15 protein-coding genes and 1 pseudogene are annotated in these 21,401 nt (G+C 37.6%); 14 read left to right on the forward strand and 2 right to left on the reverse strand.

All coding sequences use genetic code 11. The features are described 5' to 3' along the window. Window positions 1-212 precede the first annotated feature (212 nt). The 7 genes from ATS71_RS14985 (at window position 213) to ATS71_RS15015 (ending at window position 12,965) form a co-directional block, all read left to right on the forward strand. Window positions 213-5,054: an NAD-glutamate dehydrogenase gene (locus tag ATS71_RS14985; protein ID WP_058405548.1), complete on the forward strand. Its 4,842-nt coding sequence runs from the start codon at window positions 213-215 to the stop codon at window positions 5,052-5,054. 120 nt (window positions 5,055-5,174) lie between these two features. Next, window positions 5,175-6,185 carry a quinone-dependent dihydroorotate dehydrogenase gene (gene pyrD / locus ATS71_RS14990; RefSeq protein ID WP_058405549.1) on the forward strand — a complete coding sequence of 337 codons (1,011 nt, stop codon included), beginning with the start codon at window positions 5,175-5,177 and terminating at the stop codon, window positions 6,183-6,185. Between the two features lie 122 nt (window positions 6,186-6,307). Then, a complete protein-coding gene (locus tag ATS71_RS14995; RefSeq protein ID WP_058405550.1) occupies window positions 6,308-6,838 on the forward strand; it encodes a cell division protein ZapC in 531 nt (176 codons plus the stop codon). 91 nt (window positions 6,839-6,929) lie between these two features. Next, window positions 6,930-9,047, forward strand: coding sequence for a bifunctional 23S rRNA (guanine(2069)-N(7))-methyltransferase RlmK/23S rRNA (guanine(2445)-N(2))-methyltransferase RlmL (gene rlmKL / locus ATS71_RS15000; protein WP_058405551.1), 2,118 nt, complete (start codon window positions 6,930-6,932; stop codon window positions 9,045-9,047). After that, window positions 9,040-9,279, forward strand: a complete 240-nt coding sequence (locus tag ATS71_RS15005) for a glutaredoxin family protein (RefSeq protein WP_058405552.1) — start codon at window positions 9,040-9,042, stop codon at window positions 9,277-9,279. Before rlmKL ends, ATS71_RS15005 begins: the two co-directional genes overlap by 8 nt. A gap of 15 nt (window positions 9,280-9,294) precedes the next feature. After that, the gene (gene uup / locus ATS71_RS15010; protein WP_058405553.1) at window positions 9,295-11,208 is read left to right on the forward strand and encodes an ATP-binding cassette ATPase Uup; all 1,914 of its coding nucleotides are present in this window, start codon (window positions 9,295-9,297) and stop codon (window positions 11,206-11,208) included. Window positions 11,209-11,219: 11 nt separating this feature from the next. Further along, window positions 11,220-12,965: a DUF3466 family protein gene (locus tag ATS71_RS15015; RefSeq protein WP_058405554.1), complete on the forward strand. Its 1,746-nt coding sequence runs from the start codon at window positions 11,220-11,222 to the stop codon at window positions 12,963-12,965. Window positions 12,966-13,031: 66 nt separating this feature from the next. On the opposite strand, the pseudogene ATS71_RS15020 reads toward ATS71_RS15015, so the two are convergent. Then, a pseudogene (locus ATS71_RS15020) lies at window positions 13,032-13,536 on the reverse strand (DUF2062 domain-containing protein). Between ATS71_RS15020 and ATS71_RS15025 the strand changes: the two are divergent. From ATS71_RS15025 to tcdA, 7 genes are read left to right on the forward strand one after another with little or no spacing between them, the layout of a single operon-like run. Further along, a complete protein-coding gene (locus ATS71_RS15025) occupies window positions 13,516-15,783 on the forward strand; it encodes a DNA internalization-related competence protein ComEC/Rec2 (protein ID WP_058405555.1) in 2,268 nt (755 codons plus the stop codon). The pseudogene ATS71_RS15020 and the gene ATS71_RS15025 overlap by 21 nt on opposite strands. A 60-nt stretch (window positions 15,784-15,843) precedes the next feature. After that, the gene (msbA, locus tag ATS71_RS15030; protein ID WP_058405556.1) at window positions 15,844-17,589 is read left to right on the forward strand and encodes a lipid A export permease/ATP-binding protein MsbA; all 1,746 of its coding nucleotides are present in this window, start codon (window positions 15,844-15,846) and stop codon (window positions 17,587-17,589) included. Continuing rightward, complete coding sequence (gene lpxK, locus ATS71_RS15035; protein WP_058405557.1) at window positions 17,586-18,566, forward strand: tetraacyldisaccharide 4'-kinase; 981 nt, start codon at window positions 17,586-17,588, stop codon at window positions 18,564-18,566. Before msbA ends, lpxK begins: the two co-directional genes overlap by 4 nt. Further along, window positions 18,556-18,753 carry a Trm112 family protein gene (locus tag ATS71_RS15040; protein ID WP_058405558.1) on the forward strand — a complete coding sequence of 66 codons (198 nt, stop codon included), beginning with the start codon at window positions 18,556-18,558 and terminating at the stop codon, window positions 18,751-18,753. Before lpxK ends, ATS71_RS15040 begins: the two co-directional genes overlap by 11 nt. Next, window positions 18,741-19,502, forward strand: a complete 762-nt coding sequence (gene kdsB, locus ATS71_RS15045; protein WP_058405559.1) for a 3-deoxy-manno-octulosonate cytidylyltransferase — start codon at window positions 18,741-18,743, stop codon at window positions 19,500-19,502. The genes ATS71_RS15040 and kdsB overlap by 13 nt, the downstream gene beginning before the upstream one ends. Before the next feature lie 7 nt (window positions 19,503-19,509). Then, window positions 19,510-20,178, forward strand: coding sequence for a TIGR01621 family pseudouridine synthase (locus ATS71_RS15050; protein WP_058405560.1), 669 nt, complete (start codon window positions 19,510-19,512; stop codon window positions 20,176-20,178). Next, the gene (gene tcdA, locus ATS71_RS15055; protein ID WP_058405561.1) at window positions 20,179-20,988 is read left to right on the forward strand and encodes a tRNA cyclic N6-threonylcarbamoyladenosine(37) synthase TcdA; all 810 of its coding nucleotides are present in this window, start codon (window positions 20,179-20,181) and stop codon (window positions 20,986-20,988) included. On the opposite strand, the gene ATS71_RS15060 is transcribed toward tcdA, so the two are convergent. Beyond that, window positions 20,980-21,396, reverse strand: a complete 417-nt coding sequence (locus ATS71_RS15060; RefSeq protein ID WP_058405562.1) for a SufE family protein — start codon at window positions 21,394-21,396, stop codon at window positions 20,980-20,982. The two genes, tcdA and ATS71_RS15060, sit on opposite strands and share 9 nt — an antisense overlap. Between the last annotated feature and the right edge of the window lie 5 nt (window positions 21,397-21,401).

The raw sequence follows: 21,401 nt of genomic DNA on the forward strand, positions 1-21,401 counted from the left end.
ATAATGTGAATAATATTGCTCCTAAATGGCCACTATTGGCCATTTATATCTATAATTTGTGAATAGATGACCAAATAGCTGAAAAGCTTGAAATGTTTTCATCGAAAAAGCTGTTTATTAGCTGTAAAAGGGTTAGAATTTATCTGACTCCACACTAATAAATGGCTGTACAAATTCCTGCTCTTGAGCAGTAATAGATTAAGGAACATACAATGACACGAAATGAAGGCCAAGCCTCGGTTATCCTAGATAATGTCTGTAAGCTTATCCAGAAAAAAGTTCACGCTGATAATGTGTTACTCGTTGAAAAATTCGCCAAAGCCTTGTACAGCAATATGTCTAAAGAGGATTTGGCAAATCGAAACGACAGTGACTTATACGGCGCTGCACTCAGCCTTTGGAATTCGCTAGAAAAAAACACTACCGACGACGCCGTTATTCGCGTTTTCAATCCAGAAGTGGCAAAGGATGGCTGGCAGTCATCACATACCATCGTAGAAATTATTGCTAAAGACATGCCGTTTTTGGTTGATTCTGTTCGGATGGCCATGACGCGCGAAAATATCGCCTCTCACTTACTACTACATAGCCCTCTTAAAATTCAACGCGACGAGAGCTCGAAGATTTCTGGTTTATCTAACTTAAAAGCAGAGCAAGAATCTACATCAACAAAAACAGTTTTTTTTATAGAAATTGACCGTCAAACAGATTCATCTGCTATTGAGTCTTTTAAACAAGAACTCGAGTCTGTACTGGTTGATGTATCAGTTGCTGTAGAAGATTGGCAACCGATTCGCAAAAAGTTAATTGAGGTTAGTAAAGAACTACCAAAACGCCGCCACGGTAAAAACAAGAGCGAAGTAGCAGAAACTGTTGAGTTTTTAGATTGGCTAGTTAGCGACAATTTTACCCTTATGGGTTACCGACAGTACGAGTTAAGTCCAGTACAAGGTGACTACCAGCTTAAAGGTAAAATGGATACAAGTTTGGGCTTGTTAAAAAATTCAACAGAAGAGCACACTCGATTATTGTCTGAGCTGCCAGAAGTAGCACGACAAGAAGCCCGCAGTAGTAATCTACTCATATTGACTAAAACAAATTCTCAGTCTCGCGTACATCGTCCAGCTTACATTGATTACGTGGGAATTAAACGTTTTGATGATGAAGGAAATGTGATTGGCGAAGATCGCTTTATAGGCCTGTTTTCATCTAATTTTTATAATAATAGCGCAGCCGACGTCCCTGTTTTAAAAAGTAAAATTACTCGCATAATGGATATGTGTGATTTTGCTAAAGGGACGCATGCCTATAAAGCTGTATTGAATATTCTCGAAACGTACCCTCGTGATGAATTAGTTCAAGCACGCGAGAATGAGTTACTTGAAGTTGCAACGGGTGTATTACAAGTACAAGAGCGAGATATGTGTCGCTTATTTGTGCGTAAAGATGCCTATGGCCGATTCTTTTCTTGCATGGTTTATGTTCCGCGTGAGCGATATAACACAGCTCTGCGCCGCGAAACTCAAGATATACTAGGCAATGCATTTAATTCCGACGAAAAAGTCGAATTTACAACTTATTTCTCTGAGTCAACACTAGCACGTACTCATTACACTGTTCGTGTGACCGACAACAATATCGAATATAACGTGAAAGACATCGAAAACAATTTAATCGAAGCAGCCCGTACTTGGGAAGACAAACTACAATCAGCGCTTTTAGAGTCTGCAGGCGAAGCGCGTGGTAATGACTTAAATCGCAAATACTGTAGTGCATTTGCGCGTTCTTACAAAGATGAAGTGTTACCGAGTGCGGCAGTAGTCGATATTGAAAAGCTAGAGCTATTGAGTGAAGAAAATAAACTTGAGATGCTTTTTTATCGCCCTCAAGAAGAGGCGAATACCAATATTGTGCGCTTGAGCTTATTCCATAAAGACGAGCCAATTCATTTGTCAGATGTAATGCCAATGTTAGAAAACTTTGGTTTACGCGTTATTGGTGAAACACCGTATTCAGTTAAAACAAGTGATGGCCGAATTAATTGGATCATGGATTTCTCTATGCTGATTGATAGCAAAGGAATGGATGATTTTGATAAGGTGTCTGCACGTTTTCGCGCTGCTTTAACTAATGTATGGAATAACCGTTTAGAAAATGATGGTTTTAACCGTTTAGTACTAATGGGCGGTTTAACGGGTCGTGAAGCATCTATATTGCGTGCTTACGCTAAATATATGCGCCAAATTGGTGTAACTTTCTCTCAAACATATATTGAAAGTACGTTTGCAAACTACCCTCATATTGCGTCGCAAATTGTTAACTTATTTGCGAAACGATTTTCTGTTAAAAACCCTGCAAGTGCTAAAACGCTGGACAAGTTAATAGCGCAAATCTATCTTGAGCTGGAAAATGTAGCTAACCTTGATGATGACCGTATCATACGTTTGTACGTTGATATGATTGTGGCTACGCTTCGTACTAATTACTATCAAAAAGACGCTCAAAACCAATTTAAATCTTATGTGTCATTTAAAATTCAACCACGTTTAATACCTGACGTACCGTTACCGTTACCTGCTTTTGAAATATTTGTATATTCGCCTCGTGTTGAAGGTGTTCACTTACGCTTTGGTAAGGTTGCTCGTGGTGGCTTACGTTGGTCAGATCGTCGTGAAGACTTCCGAACTGAAGTATTAGGCTTAGTTAAAGCACAACAAGTTAAAAATACCGTAATTGTACCCGTTGGCTCTAAAGGCGGATTTGTTTGTAAACAGCTTCCATCAGAGCGTGAGGCTTTCATTAAAGAAGGCCAAGAGTGTTATAAAATCTTTATCAGAGGTTTATTAGACATCACTGATAATATTGCTCGTGGTGAAGTAGTCCCTGCAACCGACGTTGTTCGTCATGATGAAGATGATGCTTACTTGGTAGTTGCAGCCGATAAAGGAACGGCAACGTTTTCTGACATTGCTAACGGTATTGCGAATGAATACAACTTTTGGCTTGGTGATGCCTTTGCATCAGGTGGGTCAGTAGGTTACGACCATAAAAAAATGGGTATAACAGCAAAAGGTGCGTGGGAGTCTGTTAAACGTCATTTCCGTGAGATGGACATTGACTGTCAAACAACTGATTTTACAGTGGTTGCTATTGGCGATATGGCTGGAGATGTATTTGGTAATGGTATGTTGCTGTCTAAGCACATTCGCTTACAAGTTGCATTTAACCATATGCATATATTTGTTGATCCTAATCCAGACGCCGCTAAGTCGTATGTAGAGCGTGAACGCTTATTTAATATGCCTCGCTCTTCGTGGGAAGACTACAATAAAGATCTTATTTCTGCTGGCGGTGGTATTTTCTCTCGTGCAGCGAAATCGATTACCCTTAGCCCAGAAATGAAAAAAATGTTGGGTACTAAAAAAGCAAGCATGACGCCTAACGAGTTAATGAAAGCATCATTAATGATGGAGTTTGATTTACTCTGGAATGGCGGTATTGGTACATATATCAAGCACACAAAAGAGACAGATGCTGACGTAGGCGACCGTGCTAACGACGCGCTGCGTATAAACGGTAAAGAACTGGGTGCTAAAGTCCTTGGTGAGGGTGGTAACTTAGGTGCTACGCAACTTGGACGCATAGAGTTTGCTGAACAAGGTGGACGCGTTAATACAGACTTTATTGATAACGTTGGCGGTGTTGCTTGTTCAGATAATGAAGTAAATATTAAAATTCTTTTAAATGGTTTAGTTGCTGAAGGTGATTTAACACTTAAGCAGCGTGATGAGCTTTTATACTCTATGACTGATGAAGTATCAGAATTGGTATTAAAAGACTGCTATCGTCAAACGCACACGCTTTCGATTACTCAATCTCGTGGTACATCGACGCTTAAAGAGAAAATCCGCTTTATTCATGCCCTTGAGAAAGATGGCAAATTAGACCGTGCTATAGAGTTTATTCCAAGCGATGAAGAACTAGCAGAGCGAGCTGCATCAGGTAAAGACCTAACGCGCCCTGAGCTTTCAGTGTTAGTTTCTTACGCTAAAATGGTGTTAAAAGATTCGCTTGTTACAGATGATATTACTGAGAATCCATATTATCGTCAGTTACTGGTTAAATCATTCCCACGTCCATTACGTGAGAAATTTAATGATGCAATGAACAATCACCCACTTCGTAAAGAGATTATAGCAACCAAGCTTGCTAATAATATTGTTAATGACATGGGCTTAAATTTTATGGTTCGTATGCACGAAGAAACAGGTGCAAGCGAAGCAGAAATTGCAATGTGTTACTCAATTGCCAGTGAAATTTTTGAAATGCGTGATACCTGGTCATCAATTAGCGCATTAGATAATAAAATACCTGCGGCAGTACAAACAGAAATGCTTTACCAACTCCGTAGAACTGTTCGCAGAGCAACACGCTGGTTCTTGCGTCATCGCAATAAATCGCAAACAATTGAGCAAGGGATTGAGTACTTCTCACCAACATTTAGTGATTTGAGTGATAACTTGACCACATACATTGTTGAAAAGGAAAGTGCTCGTATAGATCAAGCTGCGGCTAAGTTAACTGACAGTGGCGTACCAGTAGATATTGCTAAGCGTATAGTGTCGTTATCTAGCTTGTTCTCGGTGATGGACTTAGCAGAAATTGCTAATAATTCACGTAGAGGCATTGCTATGGTGTCGAATACTTACTTCAAGCTTGGTGCAAGAATGGGCTTACATTGGTTCTTAGATCAAATAACCAACCAACCAGTAGCTAACCATTGGCAGGCGTTGGCACGTTCATCTTATCGAGAAGAGCTCGATTGGCAACAACGTACACTCGCACAGGTTGTATTAAACAGCTTTGAAGCAGATGAGAAAGACGTTGATTATCAAATTGATGAGTGGATGGATAAGCAAGAGTTACTACTTACTCGTTGGAAGCAAATGCTGGCTGAATTTAAAACATCACAAAGTCATGACTTTGCTAAGTTTTCTGTGGCATTGCGTGAATTAATGTTATTAAGTCACAATTGCGATACACCAGCCAAATAAAGCAGTAAGTTAACTTATTATTTATTAACTAAGTAATAAGCTAATTATTAAAAATGTTATATAATACCTCAGCCTTGTCTGAGGTATTTTTTTGTCTGTTATTTAAAGAGGAATATATTCATGTTTTACGATTTAGCTCGCCGTTTTATGTTTACCCGTGATGCGGAGTGGGCACATGAATTTGCTCTTAACAACCTAAGTCGTTTCGCTAACACACCATTGAGCGCTGCATGGTCGCAATCTGTAGCAGACAAGCCGGTTAACTTTTTAGGTCTTGAATTCAAGAATCCGGTTGGATTAGCAGCAGGTTTAGATAAAAACGCAGACTGTATAGATGCATTTAGCCAAATGGGTTTTGGTTTTATTGAAGTGGGCACTGTTACACCTCGTCCGCAAGCAGGTAATGACAAGCCTCGTATATTTCGATTACCAGAATCAAACGCTATTATTAATCGTATGGGCTTTAATAATAAAGGCGTTGACAACCTTGTTGCTAACGTAAAAGCAGCAAAATACAACGGTATTTTAGGTATTAATATTGGTAAAAATAAAGATACGCCTAATGAGCAAGGTAAAGACGATTATATACACTGTATGAGAAAAGTTTTTGAGCATGCTTCTTATATTACCGTAAATATTTCTTCACCAAATACACCGGGCCTAAGAGATTTACAATACGGTGCAGCACTGGATGATTTATTGCAAAGCCTGAAAAATGAGCAACTAGATTTAATTTCAAAACATAATAAGCAGGTTCCAATGCTTGTTAAAATTGCGCCAGATCTTGATCCTATTCAAATAGAGCAGGTGAGTGAATCACTACTAAATAATAAAATAGACGGGGTAATTGCAACTAATACAACACTGGAACGGGGTGATGTTATTGGCCAACAGTATGCAGACGAGGCCGGTGGTTTATCTGGACACCCTGTAAGAATGCGTTCTACAGAAGTAGTGAGTGAATTAAAGCGATTAACAAAAGGCGAATTACCTATCATTGGCGTAGGGGGAATTGACGATGCTAAATCAGCTAAAGAGAAACTCAACGCGGGCGCTAGTTTAGTTCAGGTTTATACCGGTTTTATTTATAAAGGCCCTGAATTGGTAAAATCGATCGTTAATGGCTTATAAGGATCAGTTATCTAAGCTTTTGATCGTTAGATAAATGTTCTAAGCAATTATATATAAAATGGTCAAAAGCGGTTATACTTCGAACTGATAACATTTCTAATAAAGCCCACAAGGAGGAGCATATGTTACAAGCGTCAAAGCAATGGCAGTGGATTGCTTGTCCTAATAAAAATCGTTTATTACTTGATTTGAACGACGAAATGCAACTTTGCACACCTTACAAAATAAGGCAGTTAACAGATTTAGTTATCAAAAACCCAAATTTTAGTTTAGAAGATGCCGCTTTTTACGAACAAGTTTATAATTACTTAGATGGGTTTGAAATCTGGTCTAGTGTGCAAGTTTGTCAGATAGCGCTCAATGCCACCGCTGTAAAATTTCATTTAAAACCAGTGTTAGCTAAAAGCTGGTTTTTTAACGAATATACAGGCACTCAACCCAGTGTTGAAGCTGTCGTTAAATTAGTTTCTAAGGCGCAGTCTGGGGACTTTCTAATCGTCGATCATTGCAGCGATGCGTCAGTTTGCTTAAACTTAAGCGAGAACTTTCAGCTAGACGAAAATTTATCTCTTGCTCAGTTTGAAGTTATAAAAATTTTAAACAACCGCGTTCATCCCATCTTAACCCAGCAGTTTAAATTTAAAACCGCCTAATCAAATTTACGTTATTAAGCATGCGTTATGGCGTGTTTGTCCCTCAACCTATGGTATAATCCTGCGCAATTAGCTATTAAGGGTTACTACTTTGCAATTTATCGCACTTACTTCTATCGGAATCGAAAATTTATTGGTTGATGAGTTAACAGAACTTGGCGCTGCTGTGTCTAAGCAAACTGTTGGTTCTGTTCGTTTTGAGGCTGACTCATTACTGGCGCAAAAGGTTTGTTTATCAAGCCGTTTTGCTACTCGTGTGCTTATGCTTATCGAAGAAAAAGAAGGCGTTGATGACAAAGATAGCTTGTATAAATTTGCTCGTTTTCAACCTTGGCAAGAATGGTTTGGCCCAACCCAAACATTCGCTGTAGATTTTAACGGTACTAATGATTCATTAAAAAATACACAGTTTTCAGGTTTAGTCATTAAAGACGCAATTGTTGACTATTTTAATGACTTGTACGAGCAGCGTCCTAATGTTGATAAACAGGATGCAAATGTTCGTGTTGTTGCGCGTTTAAATCGTCACGGTGTTTCTTTATATATTGACTACTCAGGGCCAAGACTATCTGAACGTGGATATCGTCAAGGACAAGGTAAAGCGCCAATAAAAGAACATTTAGCGGCGGCAATTATTAAGCGCAGTGGATGGCTTGATAATGTAAAGCAACCTTTGTTTGACCCATGTTGTGGTGCGGGTACTATTTTAATAGAAGCTGCTGGTATGGCGCGTAATGAGGCGCCAGGGCTATTTCGTGAAGGGTTTGCTTTTGAGCGTTTACCTAGTTTTAGAGTGGCAAAATTCAACGCGTTAAAAGAAGAATTGTTCGAAAATATTACAGATCCAAAATTATGGTTAATAGGCCACGATTACGATGCTCAGGTACTAGGTAAAGCCATTGATAACGCAAAACGCGTAGAGCTTGATGACATAATTAAATTTAAACAAAGCGATGCGACAAAGTTAACCGCAGTGGCTAAATTACCTGGTGTAGTTATTTCAAATTTACCCTATGGCGAACGTATTGGCTCTATGGCTGAGTTAGTTAATTTACACCGCAACTTAGGTGTTGGCTTTAAAAAGCATTTTAATCATTGGAAACTGGCGTTATTGGGCATGGATGAAAGTTTATTTAAACTTTTAAAGCTGGTTAAATTAAAACGTTATAAATTTAAAAATGGTCCTTTAGATGTTGAGCTTAATTTATATCAACTAGATGATAAGCAAGTCAGTTTGACTACGGATGATAAAAAAGCCCTTAATTATGAAGGTTCAATGTCATTTGCTAATCGTCTGAAAAAAAATAAACAAGGCCTCAAAAATTGGTTAAAGCAAAATAAAGTAGATGCTTATCGTGTTTATGATGCTGATATTCCGGAATATAATGTAGCAGTTGACGTTTACAACGACAGTGCTGTAATTTTTGAGTATGCTGCACCGAAAGAAATAGATGAAAAAGTATCCGATAAACGCCTTCAAGACGTAATTAGCTTAACAGCGCAACAATTAAATATTGCACCTGAAAACATAGCTGTAAAAGTCCGTAAAAAGCAAAAAGGTGAAGAGCAGTACACACCTATGGCTAAGCAAAATAGAACCATGGTTGTTGAAGAGTTTGGTGCAAAGTTTAAAGTTAATTTATTTGACTACTTAGATACCGGGTTGTTTTTAGATCATCGTTTAGTGCGCCGTTACATCCAAGAAAATGCGAAAGAAAAACGTTTTTTAAATTTATTTGCCTACACGGGTAGTGCATCAGTCCATGCAGCCCTTGGTGGTGCAAAGGCTATTACCACAGTCGATTTATCCAAAACCTATTTAAAATGGGGGCAAGATAACTTTGATTTAAATAATATCAGCAATACGCGTTACCGTTTTGAACAAGCAGACTGTCTTAAGTGGTTAGAACATGCGACTGCGCAATATGATTTAATCTTCCTTGACCCGCCTACATTCTCAAACTCAAAGCGAATGAAAGATGCGTTTGATGTGCAAAGCGATCACATCAAATTACTCACTTGGGTTAAAAAAATTCTTAGCCCGTCTGGCACATTGATTTTTTCTAACAATAAACGCGGTTTCGTTATGGATGAAGTTGGCTTGATTGGCTTGGGTTTAAAAGCCGTTAATATTTCTGACAAAACACTGTCACCAGACTTTAAGCGTAATAAAAAAATTCATAACAGCTGGTTAATTACCCATGGCTAAATGGACGTTGTACCATACGGAAGGTTGTCATTTATGTGAACAAGCTCATTCGTTAATAACACCGTTATTAACGAGTGAAGAAAGTTTACTTTTAACAGACATAATGACTGACAAACAACTTATCGCGCAGTACCAGGTAAGTATTCCTGTTTTAAAAAATGAACATGGCCAACAACTTTTTTGGCCTTTTACTGCAGAACAAGTGCAAATATTTTTAGCACTGGCAGATTAAGAGCATAGTAGAATTATGGATTTAATAAGAATTTCAAAAGCCCAGCTCGCCTTTGGTACTCATGCGTTACTCAATAACGCAGAGGCTGTTATTGAAAGTGGCGAGCGAGTATGTATTGTTGGCCGAAACGGCGCAGGTAAGTCGACACTGTTAAAAGTGTTAGACGGCCAAGTAATTTTAGATGATGGCGAAATAAACCAGTTAGGTGGTTTAAAAATATCTCGTCTTGAACAAGACCCACCAAAAGGGGCCAGCGGTACTGTATTTGATTACGTTGCGCAAGGTATGCCAGATATAGCTAATTTACTTATTGATTATCATCATGTTAGTAATGAGCTTCAAACTGAATGTACTGATCAATTATTAAATAAACTTGAGCGTTTATCGAATAAATTAGAAGCTGCGGATGGCTGGCGCTTTGATAGCCGCATTCAACTCGTTTTAACAAAACTTGAGCTCACACCCGATGCAAAACTTGAATCGCTGTCAGGTGGGTGGTTACGTAAAGTTGCACTGGCACGTGCATTAGTTAGTGAGCCAGACTTGTTGCTATTAGACGAACCAACAAACCACTTAGATATGACAAGTGTGATGTGGTTAGAGCAGTTTTTAAAAGACTTTAAAGGTGGGATTGTATTTATATCTCACGATCGTGCGTTTATTCGTGCAATTGCTACGCGTATTTTAGATTTAGATCGAGGCAAACTTATTTCATACCCAGGTGACTACGCCACTTATCTAGAACAAAAAGCGCATGACTTAAAAGTAGAAGAAAGTCAAAATGCACTCTTTGATAAACGATTAGCTGAAGAAGAAGCGTGGATCCGTCAGGGCGTAAAAGCCCGAAGAACTCGTAATGAAGGTCGTGTACGTGAATTAAAACAATTACGTAATGAGCGCAAGCAACGGGTTGATCAAGTTGGTAAAACAGATTTTAATATTGAGACTGCAGACCGCTCAGGAAAGTTAGTTTTTGAAGCGAAACATTTATCTCATGCTTTTAGAGAAAAAACGATTGTAAGCGATTTTTCTACCTTAGTAATGCGTGGCGATCGTATTGGATTAGTTGGACCTAATGGTGTAGGTAAAACGACACTATTAAAACTTATGTTTGGTGATTTAGCACCTGACAGCGGGGAAACTAAGCAGGGTGTTAACTTAGAGTTTGCTTACTTTGACCAATACCGTGAAAAATTAGACGAAGAAGCAACGGTTCAAGACAATGTTGCCGAAGGAAAACAAGAAGTGATGATGGGCGGCCGCTCTCGTCATGTATTAGGTTATTTACAAGACTTTTTGTTTCCACCTGCACGAGCGAGAACACCAGTTAAAGCTTTATCGGGCGGCGAGAAAAATCGATTATTACTTGCTAAGCTTTTTTTAAAACCATCGAATATTCTGGTGTTGGATGAGCCAACAAATGATTTAGACATTGAAACACTTGAGCTGTTAGAAGACATTATCAATCAATATCAAGGCACCGTAATTATTGTAAGCCATGACCGTGAATTTATTGATAATACGTGTTCTAGTGTGTGGGCGTTTGAAGGAAACGGCAAAGTAACAGATATAGTCGGTGGTTATAGTGACTATGAAGCCTATGTAAGTTATTTAGCAGAACAAGAAAAACAAACGGTTAAACCAAGTGTAAAAAAAGTAGAAAAGCAACCGACCCCAGTTGCAAAGCCAGCCGCTAAAACGAATAAGCTATCTTACAAATTAAAACTTGAATTAGAACAGTTGCCGAATAAAATGGAGCAACTTGAAGCTGACGTAGAAGCTCAACAAAACGTGGTAGGCGATCCTGACTTTTTTAAACAAGACAGTGACATAACAACCAAAGCATTGAACCATTTAGCACAACTTGAGTCTGACCTTGAAGCCGCTTTTGAGCGATGGGAAGAACTTGAAGAATTACAGAATCAGTAGTAAGGACTAAAATGAAATATAAATTACTCGCTGCCAGTATCTTAGCAACATTGAGTACATCAGCTATTAGTGCAACATACCAATTAAGTGAATTAGGGACTCCTGATAATGCGAAGTTTTCTTATGTTACTGATGCAAGTGAGAGTGGACACATAATTGGTTTAACAAATGGATTATATAATTTACCAATTGATATTAGCTATATAGATTTCACTGATAACCTTATAGAAAATGCATATGATAATGAAGTTTCAATTTTTGAACTGAGTGATAAGGTAATAACTTTTACACTTGATGATATTGAAAATAATAATGCAGCTTCCACTAATCCTGATGCACACAATTTTATGGTTAGGTTTTTGTCTGGTTTATCGACTAATTTTGAATATCAAAAACTAAATTCGTTTACCGGTATTAGATTTAGTGAATATGGAGTAGTTGAACAGCCTCTTTTTGATATTGCCTCAGTAGACTATGATGGTTTAACACGCTCTACCTTTAATGTTTACAATGCAGTGAGTGAAGACGGTGTTTCAGTCGGATGGGGCAGTGCGCCTTATGATAAAGTCTCTTTTACGCCCGATGGTGAAGACGATGCTGAAATTTGGTTTACCCATGATTTTATAGAACGAGGCATCGTAATAGGTGCTAATGGTACAGAAGTGCCTCTTGTACCTGAGTTCAATGAATACGGCGGTACAAGCCGAGCCAATGATATTGTCAAAACTAATAATGGGTATATTGTTGTAGGTAATATATCAACGGATATTAATTTCGATAGATTAGAAGATATTGATGAGAACTGCGATGGCGAAGATGAACCTGTTTCTTCTTGTATTAACCTATTAAATAGTAATTTTCTTGGTGGGATTTTTAACAAGCGAGCAGTGAAATGGCAGTTGGACGCCTCCCTTAATATTACTTCTGTAGAAGAACTTGGTTTAGCTTTAACTCCTGATGAAGATGAAATAGAAGAGGACACATTTACCAGTACGGCTTTTGCAGTAAATGCGAATGGTACTGCAGTAGGCTCTTCACATACACGTTATAAAAATAATGATAATATATTCGTTACAATGCCTGTGTACTTCAAAGATGGAGAGGTTGTTACCTTTATTGAACAAGAAAATGACTCTAGTCAAACTGGAATTTCTTCAGCAATAAATGATGATAATATCATTGCTGGTTATGCAACTCGAATAGTTGAAAACACTCGGATAAGAAAATTCTTTTATCATGATATCGCCACAGGCAACACGGTTTACCCTACAAACTTCTTTTTAGCTGCAAACTCGACTGCTAACGATATAAATAATCAAGGTTATATTGTGGGTGAGAGCGAGTTAGGTGGATCGGACAGTTCACGCGACAAAGCTGCATTTATTTATAAAATTGGTGAAGACAAAATAACCAATTTAAATGATCTTTTACCTTGTTATGAAACAGACGGTGAGACTGATTATCCATATACGGTCGTAGAAGCGAATGTTATTAATGAGAATAACGAAGTGTTTGGTGTTGCAACCAAAACCGTAGAAAAGCGTGATACGCTCGGCGGAATAGTTACCGATGTAAATGGCAATATAGAATTTGAAAGTGTAGCTGTTGCAGTTAAATTAACACCACTTGAGAATGGTTCAATTGAAAATTGTGCACCGCCAGAAGCTGAAGTTTATGAAAGAAGTTCAGCGAGTATGTCTTGGTTAGCGTTCTTGTTATTACCATTAGTTGGTTTTAGACGTATATTTCGTTTTTAAGTAAATTTTTTAACAAAAAACCCAGCTAGTCAGCTGGGTTTTTTTTCGTCTATAATAAAGTGAATACTAATGTTTATTACGAGCTGCTCTTGCATTAACAATAGAGCGACGCCATAAAATATCAATTCCAAAATAACCGATAATTGATGCTATGGAGGCGCATACAAGCGAGCCTACAAGGAATGCAGGGCCAATAGTTTCGATACTTTGCTCGAACCAAGCCCAGTTAAGTTCAAAGGCAAAGTGTTGCTCTGGCTGATTTAAAACAAGCGTACCTACGAGATAAGAGCCATAAAAAATAGGTGGCATAGTCAGCGGATTAGTGAGCCAAACAAGTGTTGCTGAGATAGGTAAGTTGACTCTAAACACAATAGCGGTTGCTGCGGCTAAAACCATTTGAAAAGGAACAGGGATGAACGCAAAAAATAAACCAACTGCAAAGGCCCCACGTGCAGAGCGCCGGTTTAAGTGCCAAAGGTTTGCGTCTTGCAAAAGTTTACCAAAAATTTTTAACGATTTGTGATGTCTAATTTTATTCGGGTAAAAATCTTTGGATAGTTTTCTTAGCCATTTAAAGCAACCATTTACATCAGTGTGGATCAGTCTTGGTTTGGTAATTGGCTGTATTTCAACCGTGTTTTATTACGAAACGCTCGAGTTTTCTATTATTACAATTTCTATTGTAATAATAGGTGCTTATTTTAAGCCGTTTTTGTCCGTATTGTTAGGCTTTATTTTAGGTATTTGCCTAGTTGTGGTTCATTATTTTATGTTTTATGACTTTAACCACATAATAAAACATGATAAATACGCGTATCCAGTCGAAGTTGTCATTCAAGAAGTAGTTTCAAGCAAGGCTCCACAATACATCAAAGCGAAATTAGTTAAAATTAATGGCCAATACTACTCTGATTTCACCGCACCAAGCGCGATGCTAAGTGTTAATGTAGAACAACCACTGCGTACCAATGATAAGTTTGAAGCGAGTGTTAATCTAAAAAAATTTAGAAGTACGAAAAACTTTAATGTATTTGATAATGAATTGTATGCATTCAAGCAGCGAGTATTTTTTAAAGGTAAAGTCCTTAATAAAGAGTTAAAAATTAAAAGCACTTTAGTGCAAAGCACCGTTGAAAACTACAGAAGCTTTATTAAAGTCACATATGAAAATACAACACTAAAATGGCTTTATTATGCGTTATTAACAGGAGATAAGTCGTTGATGACGTCGAGTGATAAGCAGCTTATGCAATCACTTGGTTTAAGCCATTTACTTGCCATTTCCGGTTTACATATTGGGTTGATATTTGGTTTTGGTTTTTTTATTACAAAGTTTGTATTCCTACAAGTTAAATTTGTAAACAATCAAACGCTTAATTTCTCAATTGTATATAGCGTGGTAGGTTTTGTACTAGCGTTTGTTTATGTATATTTAAGCAATTTTTTGGTTTCTGCAACAAGAGCCCTAATTATGCTTGGCTGTTATTTGCTATTGTACAATTTGCAAAGACAGCCGATGAGATGGCGCAGTATTTTATTCGCGCTTGTTATTGTACTTGTAGTTAATCCGTTTAATATGTTGAATCCTGGATTATATTTTTCATTTTTTGCAGTCGCGGTTATATTTTTAGTTATAAAAAAAACACCTACCTTTAACAATGTATTTTTAAAAATGGTTTTTGCTCTAATTGCTATTCAGGCCACACTATTCATTAGTTTACTGCCTTTGTCTTTATATTTCTTTAATGGGGTTAGCATTGCTGGTTTAGTCATCAATTTAGTCGCTATTCCATTTCTTTCATTTATTTTAATGCCCTGTTTAATCTTATTAACGGCTATCAGTGCTGTGTTTGATATTAGTATCGCTATTATTTTTATCGATAGTGGTTTAGCGTTTATTTTCGACTTTTTAAATAACCTACCGCCAGGTTTTGGTTGGCTAAACCATGGTTTTATGAGGGGAGGTGTCATTATTTATGTTTATCTTACTCTTGCACTATTTTATTTTGCACCATACAAGCGGCTCATTTTTTTACCCTTAACTATACTTTATATCGACTCTTTACTGACTGATAAGCCTAAATGGAAATTACATGTGTTTGATGTAGGTCATGGTCTTATGGTGCTTATTGAAAAAGATAAAAAGGGGTTTATTTATGATTTTGGGCCAAGTTACTTTAATCGTTTTAGTCGGGCTAAGAGTATTTTGTTGCCTTTTATTGAAGCAAACAACATAACAATTATTCATTCGGTCGTTAGTCATCTTGATAACGACCATTCAGGCGGTATAGTGCATTTTATCGATGCTGGGTTAAAATTTTCATTTAGTGAATTTCACCCTGATGGACCTAAAAAGAGCTGCATACTAAATGAGGTAAATATGGTGGGGCTTAAAATTAAAAGCTTTCCAACAGAGCTGTTTGGTAATGAAAATGATGAATCTTGCGTGATTAAAGTTTCAGATGAGGAGCATAGCGTTCTACTAACGGGCGATATTTCAAAAAATAGAGAGTCTCAGCTTGTAAACCTCAGTGATGCTTTAAAGAGCACCGTTTTACTGAGTCCACATCATGGAAGTAATACGTCATCAAGTAATGAATTTATTATTGCAGTTATGCCACAGGTCGTTATTCACTCTAGTGCTTATAAAGGACAGTGGCAATTTCCCAAAGCTGAAGTTGTTGAACGTTATAATAAAATTGATGCCTTGCAATATAGCACCGGTGTTCAAGGGCAAATCACGATAGAGTTCTATAAAGGTGATACGTCTGTTATTTCAGCAAGAACTCAGCAAAGCTACTGGTTTATAAAAGATTGACGTTTTGTTTTAGTTCAAGCAAGGATACAATAGGGGCTGTAATTGTAAAAAGAGAGTGTTATGGATCAAAGTACTACACAAATTTACAAGCGTTTAATTTCCTACGTTGGAGCCTTTAAAAGTGTAGCCGTTGTTGCTGTTGTCGGCATGATTGGATATTCAGGTATGGATGCACTATTTATTCAATTAATGAAACCATTTATCGATGAAGGTTTAAATCAACGTAATACCGAAGTATTAAAGTATGCCCCTTTTGTGGTTATTGCTTTGGTTATTGGTCGTGGTATTTTCAATTTTATGTCGTCTTATTGCCTCAGTTACGTTGGCTCGCAAGTTGTTCGTTCTTTACGCCAGGAATTATTCGACCATATTTTACACCTCCCCGTATCTTTTCATGATAAGAACTCAACGGGTGATTTAATCTCTAAAATCACGTTTGATACAGAGCAAGTCCAACAAGCGATTACTAAAGCGTTATTAATAGTAGTGCGTGAGGGGGCGTTTGTTATATTTTTACTTGCACTGATGTTTTATACCAGTTGGCAGCTATCACTTATATTTTTAGTTATTATTCCTTTAGTTGCCTTAATTGTTGCCATTGTATCTAAGCGATTTCGTCATATTTCTAAAAACATTCAATCTGCTATGGGTCAAGTTACAAGAAGCTCAGAGCAAATGTTAAGCGGCCACAAAGTGATCCATGGTTTTGGTGGGCAAGAACAAGAAGTGAGTAAGTTTTCTAAAATTAATAATCATAACCGCCAGCAACGTATAAAAATGGATGCTACTAAAGCGCTGAGCGTTTCAATTATTCAAATACTTGCAGCGAGCGCTATGGCAGTTATTTTGTGGGTGGTATCAATGCCTTCAATGATAGATACAATCAGCTCAGGCGACTTTGTTGTGCTTATTTCATCTATGATGATGTTACTTCGCCCGCTAAAACAATTAGCTAATGTTAATAGTGATATGCAGCGTGGTATTTCTGCGGCACAGAGCATATTTTTAATTCTTGACGAAAACATAGAAAAAGACACAGGCACAGTATTAGTTAAGAAGGCTAAAGGTTTAATTGAGGTTAAAAATGTGACCTTTAAATATCCAACCAAAGACGAGCCTGTGTTAAATGACTTAACACTTACAATTGAGGCTGGCCAGAGCATTGCGTTAGTTGGGCGGTCGGGCTCTGGTAAATCAACAATTTCAAATTTATTGCCTCGTTACTATGATTTAGATCTACCTAGTGAAATTCTCTTAGATGGAGTTCCTCTTAGTGATTATAAACTTACGGATTTGCGCCGCCAATTTGCTCTAGTATCGCAACAGGTTGTGTTGTTTAACGATACTATTGCTAACAATATATGTTACGGAATACAGCGAGATATTTCAGAGACTGAGTTACAAAAAGTGGCTAAGCAAGCTCACGTGTGGGAGTTTGTAAAAGATTTACCTGAAAAGCTAAATACAATAGTAGGAGAAAATGGGGTGATGCTTTCTGGTGGTCAACGTCAGCGTATTGCTATAGCCAGAGCTATTTTAAAAGATGCCCCTATTTTAATATTAGATGAGGCAACATCAGCATTGGATACAGAATCAGAAAAACTGATTCAACATGCGCTTGATGACTTAATGAAGGATAAAACATCCATCGTAATTGCACATCGGTTATCTACAATTGAAAACAGCGATAAAATTTACGTTATTGATAATGGCCGCGTTATTGAAAGTGGTGACCACACGAGCCTACTCTCAAACAATGGAACCTATTCAGCACTATGTAAAATGCAGTTTGGCGATCACTCGTGAATACCATTGAAAAAAGCTGGTATAAACCGGTTGGGCTAATAACATTACTATTGATGCCATTGTCAGCTTTATTTTGGCTAATTTCGATTACAAGAAAGTGGTTGTACAGTGTGGGAATACTTAGGCAATTTAAAAGCAAAGTACCCATAATTGTAGTCGGTAATATAAGTGTAGGTGGAAATGGTAAAACACCGTTTGTGTTATGGCTTTATGACTTTTTAACAAAGCAAGGGTTATCAGTTGGAGTAATCAGCCGAGGTTATGCTGGAAAAGCAAGTAGTTACCCTTTAATTGTTACTAATAACACGTCAGCATCTGAGGCGGGTGATGAGCCTAAACTTTTGTTTCATCGTCTTAAATGCCCAATTGCGATAGGCCCAAATCGGCAACACAATATTGAGTTACTAGTACGTGAATATAATTTAGATATCATTATTTCAGATGATGGCATGCAGCATTATAAAATGGCACGGACTATTGAATGCTGTATTGTAGATAGTGAACGGCAATTTGGAAATGGGTTATTAATGCCTGCTGGACCATTACGAGAAACCCCACAACGTTTAAAATCGGTCGATTTGGTTGTTGAAAATGGTGGACAAAGTAATAACAACTATACATTACAACCCGCAGCGCTCAAATTAGTTAAAAACTCCACCCCTGTTGGTGAATCGATTACAAAAGGCCATGCAGTTAGTGCTATAGGAAACCCTAAACGTTTCGAAAATACCCTAATAAAACAGGGCATAACACTATTGTCTTCAAATCATTTTAGAGATCATTATGCGTATACAGCTGACGACTTTAAACAGTTTGGCAATGACAATGTTCTAATGACCGAAAAAGACGCAGTTAAATGCGGCGAGTTCGCCAAAGATAACTGGTATTATTTACCAGTAGATGCAGAGCCAACACAGGCTGTAATAAATAAATTAACTTTAATATTAAAAGAAAAAGGGATCCTAAATGGCCTTTGATACTAAATTACTCGAAATAATTGCTTGCCCAGTATGTAAGGGAAAATTACGCTTTGACAAAGATAAAAGTGAACTAATTAGTACCGCTGCAAAATTAGCATACCCTGTTAAAGATGATATTCCGGTATTACTAGAAAATGAAGCAAGAGAGTTATCTTTAGATGAGGTTGAAAAGTGGAATTCGTAGTTGTTATACCTGCGCGTTATGCTTCAACTAGGTTACCAGGTAAACCATTGGCGGATATTTGTGGCAAGCCAATGATTCAGCACGTTTATGATAAAGCATGTTTATCAGGTGCAAGCCAAGTAATAATAGCAACCGATCATCAAAAAGTGTTTGATGCAGTAAGTACGTTCACTAACGACGTAGTAATGACACGTGAAGATCATCAATCCGGCACTGAACGCTTAGCTGAAGTGGTTGCTTTATTAAATTTAGATAGCAACACCATAGTTGTGAATGTTCAAGGTGATGAGCCACTTTTAGCACCAGATAACGTTTTACAAGTAGCTAAGTTACTTGATGAATCATCAGCACCTATGGCAACGTTAAGTGTCGCTATTGAGGATAAAGACGAAGTATTTAATCCTAATGCTGTCAAAGTTGTAAGTGATATAAACAAAAACGCGTTGTATTTTTCGCGTGCCAGTATTCCGTTTGATCGAAATGCTATGCTAGACGAAAAAACTGAATTAGAACTTTCCTCATTTCAGCGCCACGTTGGCATTTACGCATACAGAGCGGGTTTTATTAATCAATATATTGCTCTTAGTGTTTCACCTTTGGAGTTATTAGAGTCATTAGAACAGCTGCGTGTTTTGTACCATGGTTATACTATTAAAATAGAGCAAGCTAAAACAGCCCCACACGCAGGCGTTGATACCGCTGAAGATTTAGCTAAAGTAATTGCCTTTTTACAAAGCAAAAACGCGTGACCTTTGAATGAGCTTAATATTAAACGTGGTATGTAAACATGCTGATTTCTATATTATAGAAAAACCTGCAGAACTTAGCTTTCATTCAGAAGATGGGCCTGGGTTTGTTGTTTTAGCAGAGCGGCAGGTTAACGAGAAACTTTACGCAGTTCATAGATTAGATAAAGTAACGTCGGGTCTAATTATTTTAGCTAGAAATAAAGACGCTGCTGCAGATTTTACAGTGCTTTTTACACAGCATGCTATCGATAAATTTTATCTTGCTATCACAGATTCAAAACCTAAAAAAAAGCAAGGGTGGGTTAAAGGAGACATGGCAAAATCTCGTCGTGGCACTTATAAACTTTTGGTATCAAAATTAAATCCTGCAATTACTCGTTTTTATTCTATTAGTTTTAAACCAGGTGTTAGGGCGTTTATTTTAAAGCCTTTTTCGGGTAAAACGCACCAATTAAGGGTCGCTTTAAAAAGTATTGGGGCACCAATATTGGGTGATATTGCTTATACTGGGACGCAGTCCAACAGAACATATTTGCATGCTTATGCATTAAGCTTTACTTGGAAGGGTGAACATTTACATTATATGCAATTACCAAGCAACGATGATGAGTTTATGGCTTTAGTACAACATGAAAATTTTCAAGCATGGCGCTCGCCATGGGAACTGGATTGGTAAATGAGTGAAAAAATAACTGACATCCGCTTTGGCGGTATTAAACGTTTATATGGCCATCAGCAATTTAATTGGTTGCAAGAAGCACATTTTTGTATTGTTGGCATTGGTGGTGTTGGCAGTTGGGCTGCTGAAGCACTAGCCCGTACAGGCATTGGAAAAATAACACTTATAGATCTTGATGACATATGTGCAACAAACGTAAACCGTCAAATTCATGCTTTATCAGGTACAATTGGCCAAGCTAAAGTAGATGCGATGAAAGCTCGTTGCGAATTAATTAATCCTGAGTGCGACGTTAATGTAATAGATGACTTTATTACAATCGATAATATTAAAGAACATATTAAAGGTTTTGATTATATTATTGATTGTATCGATGCCGTAAAAGAAAAAGCAGCGTTAATTGTACATTGTAAACGAAATAAGTTACCAATCATCACAACGGGTGGAGCAGGTGGGCAAACAGACCCTGGCCAAATTACATTTGGTGATGTAGCTAAAACAACGCAAGACCCTTTACTTGCAAAGGTACGCTACATACTACGTAAGCAGTATAACTTTAGTAATAATCCCAAACGAAAGTTTAATATAGATTGTGTGTATTCAACAGAGCAATTAGTTTATCCTGCTGTAGATGGCACAGTATGTAGTGCTAAACAGGGGGCTGATGGCTCGATGAATATGGATTGCAATAATGGATTCGGCTCTGTAACTATGATTACAGGCAGTTTTGGTTTTTTTGTAGCGGCCAAAGCTGTTCGTAAATTCTTAGATAAACGTAGCAGAGAGATAAAAACAATCTTAGATTAATTTTTGCTTTGCCATGGTTTGAATTTTTTCAACCATGGCTTTAATACCGTTGCCACGAGAAGGACTTAAGTGGCTTATTAATCCAAGCTTTTCGAATTCATTGTAAGCATTAACTTGTAAAACTTGTTCTGGCGTTAGTCCGTTATAAAGCGCTAAAATAAGTGCAAGTAACCCTTTAACTATTCGTGTGTCAGAATCACCTGCAACAACTAGAACGTTTTCTGTGAGGTCAAATTCTACATACATCCATACTTTACTTTCACAACCCGGTACTAAAGCATCATCAATCTTAAGCGCTGTAAGTAAGCTAGGTAATGTTTTGCCAAGTAGCATGATTTCACGGTACTTTTGCTGCCATACAGATGCGTTTCTTATTGACTCACTCACCTTGTTAAATGTATTTGTCATTAGTT

Origin of the sequence: Pseudoalteromonas sp. H71 (assembly GCF_001468485.1) — a bacterium.
Taxonomy (GTDB): domain Bacteria; phylum Pseudomonadota; class Gammaproteobacteria; order Enterobacterales; family Alteromonadaceae; genus Pseudoalteromonas.